This window comes from Parafrankia sp. EUN1f, from assembly GCF_000177675.1.
Taxonomy (GTDB): domain Bacteria; phylum Actinomycetota; class Actinomycetes; order Frankiales; family Frankiaceae; genus Parafrankia.
In genome coordinates this window covers 1-9,130 of sequence record NZ_ADGX01000242.1, presented here as the reverse complement: position 1 = coordinate 9,130, position 9,130 = coordinate 1, and the positions used below count along the sequence as shown (strand labels likewise).

Annotated in this window: 4 protein-coding genes; all 4 read right to left on the bottom strand. The window is 73.9% G+C overall.

What is annotated here, in order from left to right; translation table 11 throughout:
• The coding region (locus FREUN1FDRAFT_RS36385) for a beta-mannanase (protein WP_232295583.1) at positions 1 to 1,093 on the bottom strand (1,093 nt) is incomplete at its 3' end.
• 643 nt (positions 1,094 to 1,736) lie between these two features.
• Complete coding sequence (locus FREUN1FDRAFT_RS36380; protein WP_006545416.1) at positions 1,737 to 5,372, bottom strand: hypothetical protein; 3,636 nt, start codon at positions 5,370 to 5,372, stop codon at positions 1,737 to 1,739.
• A gap of 141 nt (positions 5,373 to 5,513) precedes the next feature.
• A complete protein-coding gene (locus FREUN1FDRAFT_RS36375) occupies positions 5,514 to 7,199 on the bottom strand; it encodes an Hsp70 family protein (protein WP_035957283.1) in 1,686 nt (561 codons plus the stop codon).
• A 325-nt stretch (positions 7,200 to 7,524) separates the two neighbouring features.
• Positions 7,525 to 9,130, bottom strand: a 1,606-nt coding sequence (locus FREUN1FDRAFT_RS45615) for a hypothetical protein (RefSeq protein ID WP_006545414.1), incomplete at its 5' end; no start/stop codon positions are given.

Genomic DNA, 9,130 nt, shown 5'->3' with positions numbered 1-9,130 from the left:
CGACGTACTCGTCCCCGGGGTAGGCGGCCCACGGAGTCCCGGTCTTGGGCACCGGCGAGGCATGCGCGTTGAAGGTCCAGTCGATCTTCACTTCCGGATCCGTGGACCGGATGGCCGTGGAGATCTTGCGGAAGCAGTCACGGAACTCGGTGCCCGCGTTGTCCGCATGCCAGTACATGAAGGTCCCGTTGAACTCCCACCCGATCCGGACGATGGAAGCGGCCCGACCGTTGTTCTTCAGGAAGGTACCGAACGTCTTCCAGTACCTGTCGTATTCACCCCGGGCACACGCCGCGTTGTTGCCCTGTCCCTTCGGGAAGGTCGGCTGGCTGATGATCAGCGTGCCCTGGAAGCCCTTGTACAGGTCCAGCGGCCAGCGCGGCTCGACCATCGCGGACCACCCCTTGCTCCGGACGGTGAAGACATGCGCCACGTCGTTCGGCCGACCGCGCCAGTTCCCGAAGGACAGCACCTGCGCCAGGATGTGCGACGGGTAGACACCCGACATCCAGGGCAGCCCGGAGAGCTTCCCGGGCGTGGCGGGCGTCGACCCGGTGCGCGCCGACGGGCTCGGCGCCGCGCCGGTGGACGGAGCCGGCGTCACGGCCGGCTCGGCGGTCGCCGACTCCGCCGTCGCGGTGCCCTGCGTCTCGGCCGCCGGCGCGGTCAGCTCCGCGTCGACGACGTCGAGAGTGCCGCTCACCTCGAGCGCGTCCTGCCTGGCGGTCACCGTCACCCGGCCGGAGAAGCCGGCAGGCACCTGGAACCCGAGGATGAAGCGGCCGTCCGTACCAGGCTGAGCCGTCGCGGAACCGCCGAGCTCGGCGGTGGCGGCGGTGACGGCGACGTCCCGACCGGGGCTGAACCCGCGCCCCCCGACCAGCACGATGTCACCGTCGAAGAGTACGACCGTGAGACTCGGCTGGCCGTCGGTGTCCGTGGTCGCCGTCATGCCGGTCACCGGTACCGGGCGGGCATCCACCGCGCCGGCGCCGGCCGAGCTGGCCGGGCTCGGGGAGGCGCTCGCCGCGGTACCGGCCGCGCCGGCCGGCACCGGGGCGACCAGCCCCAGCGGCAACAGCAGGGCGGTCACGACCAGCAGCCCCAGCCGCGCCCCGCGGCCGGACCCGTGCCACCGAGGGCCTGGTCGGCGAAACCGCGGGGTGTTCTCGGAATTCCGGCGGAAGCCGGTTCGGGATGAGCGGTCGACCTGAGGGGTCGGTCGGCCGCCGGATGTCAGGGCCATGCTTCGGGCGCCGCCTTTCGGTCGTGGCGTGGATCACCGGCGGACAAACGGCACCCGGCACACGCGGCAGACCCGATCGCAGGTCAACCCACGGCTCGTCCCCTCCGGGCCACCACCGCCGTGGCGAGATCCCAGCGCGCCGCATCGGTGCCAGAGCCGACCGCGTCCGACGGATTCTCCGGCTACACCGGCCGGATCACGGATGAATCCGGCCATACTCCGTATGAGTGATTGGGCTCATCGTAAGGGACTAACCAGAACGGGGGTGGTCCTACCGGAAAATATCTGGCGCGACGAAAGAAAAACTTGAGATCATCCGCAGCCCAATCACCGTCGGCTTAAGTAACGGATACACAACGGCGTGGATGATGTCCGCGCCGCGGTCCGCCCGATCGACAACGGGAGAAATTCCTCGCGGTTCGACCGAGACGCCGCCACCGAACCGCGAATGTGCTTTGATGCGCGACCTGCCCGCGGCCGGTAGGCGATGTCAGCGGATGACGAGCTGGACGTCCTCGGGATGGTCGACCCACAGCGCCGGCCCGTCCGGCGTCACCACCGGGAGAAGGCGGATACCCCACGGAAGCTGCGCGCCTTCGAGCGTGACCTCCATCGTCCACGAACCCGCGTCCGACGCCGCCTGCAGCTCCGCGAGAACCTGCCCCTCGGCCGGCGTCGTGGGCGGTTCCTCCCCGGGGCGGGCGACGAGCACGAGTCGAGGGACCGGCCCGGTGGACCGCACCTGCACCCGCAGCGTCCGGCGCCGCCAGCCCGCCTTCGCCACGGTGTACGACACCGAGGCCAGCCCACTCAGATCCGGCATGACCACCTGCCCGGTGGGCGGGCTGGGCAGGGAGGTCGCCGCGGCGCCGGCCGGCACGTCAGACCGCCATTCCGCAGGCGCCGCACCCGGCCTGGCCGGGTGCGGCCCGGCGGCACCGCCCGCGCCCGAGATCTCGGTGACCGGCATGTCGGCGGTCGCCGGCCCGGGCATGCCGACCGTCGGCGGACCGGGCATACCCGCCGTCGGTGGACCAGGCATACCGAGCGTTTCCGGCCCGGGCATACCGACCGTCGCCGGCCCAGGCATACCCGCCGTCGGCGGACCGGGCATACCGACCGTCGCCGGCCCGGCCGCACCGGCCGTCGGCGGCCCGGCCGGTACCCGGTACGCACCCGTAGCCGGCGCGACACCGGCGAGATCCGCGTCCACCCGCCCCGACGCCATCAGGGGCTCGGCGGGGTGCGGTATGCCCGGCACCCCGCTCGGAGCGGATCTGCGCGGCTCGATCAGCGCTGTCGCCGGTGATGGCACCGGCGCCTGCATCGGCACCGGCGGTGCGGGCGCCGTCGCCGTCGGGGTCGGGGTCGGCGTGACGTCGATGACCACCGGCTGGGTGCCCGGCGAGACGGCTGGCAGCGGGGCGCGGCCGATCGGCGGGGAGACGGCCCGGCCGGAGGAATGATCGATCGGCGACATCGGCGGAGCGGGCGCGGCCGGCGGCCCGACCAGGGGCGCGGCCAGGCGGTGCCGGACCGACCGCCCGATGATGCCGAGGTCACCGACGATCGTGACCGGCACGTAGATCAGTTCACTCGCCCCGTGGTCACGTTGGACAGCCGCGTCCCGCAGCTGGCCGTGCCGGCTCGCGCCGACCAGCCGCAGCGGCGGAAGCAGGCCGGCCAGCGGTACCTCCGTGCCCTCCGGTCCCAGCAGCGCCAACGGCCCGGAACCCACACCGGCGATCGCCGGGCCGACGCCCGGCACACCCGACACGCCCGACACGCCGATCGCGCCCGAAACCCCGATCACACCCGCGGCGCCAGCCGCGGCATCGACCGGTACGGCGACCGCGTACACCCGCACCTGCGCACCGGTCCGGGCGGTCCAGCGCAACGCGATCTGGTCGTGCTCGGCGCCGGCCAGCAGATCGGTCACCGGCCGCGGGCGGGTGACAACTCCGAACTCCGCCTGCGCGCCCGCCGTGCGGGCGGCGTTGCCGTCGACGTCCACGTACTCGACGAACGCGCGGTAGTGATAGCCCACGCCCGGCAGCACGTCCGGGTCCAGGAAGCTGCTGCCGGTGACCCGGGCCCGTCGGGGCGGCGTGGTGACGGTGGACTCCGGGTCGACCGTCCGCTCGATCGTCACGGTGTCCGCCGGCCCGCTCGGCCGCCAGGTCAGACGGACGCCGGTCGGGGTCGCCTCGGCCCTCAGGTCGGCGATGTCACGCACGGCGATGAGCGGCGCGGTGCTCACCGGTCTGGACTGCCGTTCCCCGGACAGCGCCGTCACCTCGTGGCGCACCGTTCGCCAGGCCGGCGCGCCGGAGTCGGCGAGCTCGGTGGCGCCGGTCGTGCCCAACGCGCGCCGGCCGACCTGGCCCGAGGCCGGGTCGACGACGACCCGCTCCACCCGGTAGCTGACCGGCCCGGCGGACGCGGACGGCCGCCACCGCAGCAGGACGGTGTCGTCCGCCAGCACGGAGGTCAGGTCCGTCGGCGGCTGCAGCGGCAGCGCCGCCAGCGCGGCCAGCGCGTCCTGGCTGTCCGCCGCGGTGGCCAGCACCGCGACGAGCGCCGCCTCCTGCTGGTCCGACGGCAGGGCCCGAGCGGCCTCGACCCGTCGCCGGATCACCGCCTGCTCCGCTGTCAGCTCCCCGAGCACCTCGGCCGGCAGGCGGCCGTCCGGCCCGGGGACGTCCGCGGCGCGGGCCACCAGCCAGCGGGCGCGTTCGACCGCCGCGTCCGGGCGCAGGGTGACACGTTCCTCGGCGAGGGCACGCCAGCCCGCCTCGGTCGCCGCGAGCGCGGCCCGCACCAGGGAGTCCAGTTCGTCCGCCGCCTGGGCCGCGCTGTTGCCGGCGGCCGGGCCGGCTGCCGCCAGCGCCGCGCGGACCCGGCTCAGACCGTCCCGGGCGGCCCGGGGCCGGCCGTCCTCCAGCGCCTGCCGAACGACGGTCAGTGCGTCACCGGCGGCTTTGACCTGACGCAGGCTGTACCCGCATCGCCGGCAGGTCACGGCCGCCGCCTCGGTGAGCGAGCCGCAGGCCGGGCAGTCGGTGTAAAGCTGCGTGTCGCAGTACCGGCAGGTCGTGGACCCGCCGACCGGCTCGGGACGCCCGCAGCCGGGGCACAGCACGTAGTCGACGGCGCCGCCGGTGCTCACGGCGGCGCCGAGATCGCGGGCGATGCCGATGATGACGCTCTTCACCTGCTCGGTGCCGAGCCCACGGCCCGCGGCCAGCGCCGCCCGGACCAGCCCCTCGTAGGCGACCGCGGTCAGCTCCCCGTCGAGCACGACGTGCTCCTCGACGGCCGGCCGCAGCTCGTCCGCGACGTCGGCCGACAGGCCCGCGGTGTAGGGGGCGGGGTCGCTTTCGATCAGCCGGGACCGCACCATAGCGAGCAGGTCGGCCGTGAGGGTCTTCTCCCGGTCGTGCGGGCGGCGGGCGTTGCCCGCGGCGACCGACTCCCAGGCGGCCCGGATCCGCTCGGGCCCGGCGTCCGGCGCCACCCCCAGGAAGTCCCACAGCGAGGCGGTGCCGACCAGGTCGCCGCCGCGCAACACCCGAAGGTCCTCGAGCCGTTGCCGGATCTGGCTGCGGACCTCGGGGGCCAGCGGCGCGACCCGGCCCCGGTCGCCGTCGGGAAGGACCTTCTCCCGGGCCAGCCGGGCGTCGAACTCCGGGTCGCTGACGCCGGCGGCGGTGGCTAGCCGGCGCAGGCCCGCGATCCGGGATGCCGGGATGCCACCAAAACGATCACGAAGCGTGACGAGGTAGCCGTCGAGCTTGGCGAGCCGCTCGACGTCGCCGCTGCGCCGCGCGTCGAGCACCCGGGCCTGCAGGCGGATCCGGAGGTCGCCGTCCAGCAGCGGCGCCTCCCATTCACCGCGCCTCCGGACGAGCTCGGTCGCGAGAGCCGCGTACTTCGCCGAGTTGCGTTCGCGCTGAAGGAAGGCGACCACCCGGGCGAGCTGCGCGGCCACCTCCGAGTCGGTGTGCTCACGCCGAGGATCGAGGTCCGCGATCAGAAAGGGGTCGGCGGTGTCGACCGGCGTCCGGGCGCGCAGCGCAGCCAGCACCCGTCGCCGGTAGCCGCTGCCGTCGAATGCCGCGCTCACCGTTCCACCCTCGTTCCGCCGCCGCCCGCAGGCTCTGGCCTTGCCGCTTCACCGACGAGCGTACGGATCCCGACCCGGTCGGCGGTCACGGTGGTGGTCGCCCCCACTGTTCCGCCGTCTCCCGGCCGCCGCGGGGCGCGGTCAGTCCCGCTGTTTGAGGAGACTGACCTTCGCGGACTCCTCCGTCTTCATGCTCTCGCTGCCGACCCCGGCCGTGACCCGGAGCACCAGTGGCTCGGACGCCCCGACATGGGTCGCGGTGACCTTGATCGTCTGGTCGCGCCCCATCTCGAAGCTGACCTCGACCGGGGTGCCCCGCGGGTGGCCGGCCGGGATGCCGCTGATGGCGCCGGCCACGATCACCTTGTTGTCCTCGATCCGGGTCGACTCGACCCCGGTGCCCTGTTCGAAGACCCGGATGTCGACCTCGGCCTGGTCGTCGGAGATCGTGTAGAAGGTGCGCTTCACCTCGATCGGCAGGGCGTCGTTCTGGTGGGCCAGGAACGCGGCGACCGCCGACCCGCGGTCCTCCGCGAAGATCCCGAAGCCGCGGGACGTGACGTCCGTCACCCGGGTGCGAACCAGATCGACCACCGAGGACGTCGTCAGCCCGGCGGCCGACGCGCTCGCCGCCGCGGCGGCCTCGAGGTCACCGGTCGCGGCGGCGTCGAGGGACTGGTCGGGGCGCAGCTTCCCGCTGGCCACGAGCTCCTCGCGGACCTCGCGCTCCAGCGCCTTCTTCTGCCCGTAGACCGCGGCCCCCTTGGCCACGGCGAGGTCCGGGTCGGCGAGCCGGCAGGTGAGGCCGAACGCCTCGCCGAGGCGGCGCGACACCGCCGGCAGCTTGCTCATCCCGCCGACGAGAAGGCACAGGTCGATGGTGTCGACGCCCTTCTCCTTAGCCCGCTGCAGGACGGAGCCGGTGAGGTCGACCGTGCGCTGCAGCAGCGGCGCGGTGATCTCCTCGAGCGTCGCGCGGGTGAAGGTGACGCTGCACCGCTTTCCGCCGTGCACCACCAGGACGTCCACGCTCTCCCGGCCGGAGAGCGCGAGCTTGGCGTCCTCGGCCGCGGTGAGCAGCTCCTGCTCGTCGTAGACGTCGTCGAGGGGGTCACCGGCGTCCGGCTGCTCCTGGACGAACTTCTGCGCGAGGTAGCGGACGATCTCGTTGTCCCAGTCGGCGCCGCCCAGCTCGTGGTCACCGTCGGTGGCGACCACCGTGATGTCGTTGCCGTCGAGGCGGATCACCGTCGTGTCGAAGGTGCCACCGCCCAGGTCGTAGACGAGCACGGTCGAGGCGGACTGGCCGTCCTGGGCGAACCCGTAGGCGAACGCGGCGGCGGTCGGCTCGTTGATGATGTCGACCACGTTGAGGCCGGCGAGCTCCCCGGCGAGCTTGGTCGCCTTGCGCTCCTCGTCACCGAAGTAGGCCGGGACTGTGATCACCACATCGGTGACCGGCGTTCCGGTCGCCCGCTGCGCGTCCGCGGCGAGGGCCTTGAGCACCAGGCTCGACACCGAGGCGGCGCTGTACTCGACGTCGTGTGCCACGAACCGCCAGTCCGAGGCGCCCATGTGCCGCTTGACCAGACGGGCGACGTCGTCGGGACGGATCCGGGACTGGCGCTTGGCCTGCGTGCCGACGACGAAGGAGCCCGCGGGCCCACCGTCTCCCGCGGCACCGCTCTCGTCGAAGAGGACCACCGACGGCGTGGTGGGCTGCGACTCGATGTTGCGGATCACATCCGGGCGGCCGTATTCGTCGACCTGGGCAATACATGAGTAGGTGGTGCCCAGGTCAATTCCGAACACCTTGGTGCCTGCCACCGTCTGATCTTCCCTTCCACTGACGACTGCTGCCACCGACACCCCCGCGACCGGCGACGCGACACCCCACCGACGGGCCATCCGGGCCATCCGGGCCATGCCGCCGGCCTCGCCGCCGACGATGCTCGAAGTCGGCCTCTGCCTCATGATGATGACGGGGTGGCCAACCGCCGCTGAAGGCGGCCGCCCCACCGAGCGCGGCAGGCGGCCCCGGATGCCTCGGCACGATGTGCCCAGCCGCCCGGCGCCGGGCGCGCCCAGGCTTCCCCGGGGCGGTGCGCTCGGGCCCCTCGGCCCGGTTCTCAGGCCCCTCGGCGCGGTGCGCTCAGCGTGCTCGGCGCCCTCGATACACCTCGGTCTCCGCCGGGCGGACGACCGTCGACTCGCCGCGGACGAAGCCGGGACGGACCGTCCGCGCGACGCTCCCCTCCAGCTCCGGGTCATCCGTATCGACCCGACGGACGCCCAGGAACCGCCCCGGATCGAACGCGTCACCGACCTCCGGCGAGAACGGGCGGACGTCGGCGGCCAGGTCCAGCACCTGAAGCAGCTGCTTGCGCAGTATCCCGGCGACGCTGTGGCTGTCGTCCCCGCCGAGGCTGCTCATCTGGTCGTAGAGGCGAACGAGGCCACGCAGCAGCGGTGCCATCGCCTCGTTCAGCTCACCGCCGCGCAGCCGTCCGTTCTCCGCGTGAAGTCGATCGACAAGCTCCGCGTCGTGCCGGCGCAGCCGGACGAGCTCGTCCACCCGCTCGGTCAGGCGTTCCAGCGCCTCGATGGTCCGCTCGCCGTCGGCCGGACCTCCGTGGTTCGACCCGACCGCGGCGACCGCGGCGACCGCGGTGTCCGCGGTGTCCGTCCCGTCGGCGCGGTCAGCCGGGCCACCGCCGGCGCCGCTGGCGTCCTCGGAGGCCCCGGCGCCGCCCGCCGCCACCCACGGCTGGCCCGCGCCGTCCGCGGGCCCGTGCCCGAGCCCGGGCAGCGCCGGGGCAGGCAGATCCGGCGGGTTCGCCGCGGACGGATCGAAGGTGCCCGGCGCGGTGCCGGCATCCGGGCCGGGGGCCGGCACCCCGAGTAGACCGCCGCCCGCGCTGCTACCGCTGCTGCCTGCGTCTGAACCGCTACCTGTGCCAGGACCATTGACCACACTGGGACCATTGACCACGCTGACCTCGGCGGGTGGGACCGCCGCGGCGGAATCGCCGACGAGCGGAGGCTCCACGGCCGGCTCCGCCACGACACCGGCGGCCTCGACGGCGGACGACACCACCACCCCGTGTATCGGAGCGGCGCCGGTTGTCGGGGCCGCCGGCGTTGTCGGGGCCGTCGGCGGGAAGTAGCCGGCCGGCCGGGCCGGGTCGCGCCCCAGGTCCGAGCCGGCGCCCGGAGCGATGTCGACGTCGACGACATCGGTGGCGCCGTCTGCCCTGTCCCGGGTTCGGCCGCTGCCGCCGAGGATCTCGTAGTCCAGCAGGTCGAACTCGTCGCCGCCGGCGTGGCGAGGGGTCCGGCGCCGGTCCTGCGTGAGGTCGGTCGGCTGGGTGGGCGGTGACGCGGGCTCGAACAGGCCCGGTTCGCCGCGGCGAAAAAAGTCGATCTTCTGCGCGGGCATAGGAGGGAGATCGCCGGTGCCGCCGCCACCCGCCCCGTGTTCCGCCGCCCGGCCCTCCGCGGGACCGCCACCGGGCTCGTGAAGTCCACCGGGCTCGTAGAGTCCACCGTGCCCGCCGAGCCCACCAGGCTCGCCGAGCCCACCAGGCTCGCCGGACCCTCCGGGCCCGCCGAGATCACCGGGCACCGCGGCGGTCCTCGGAAGCCGCGCGGTGAACGAGGCGCCGAACGCGCCGGGCGGGATCACCGACCGGGGCGCTCGCCCCGGGCCGGAGTCGACCGGCGCCTCGTGGTCGCCTGCCGGGTCCTGATCGAGGGCG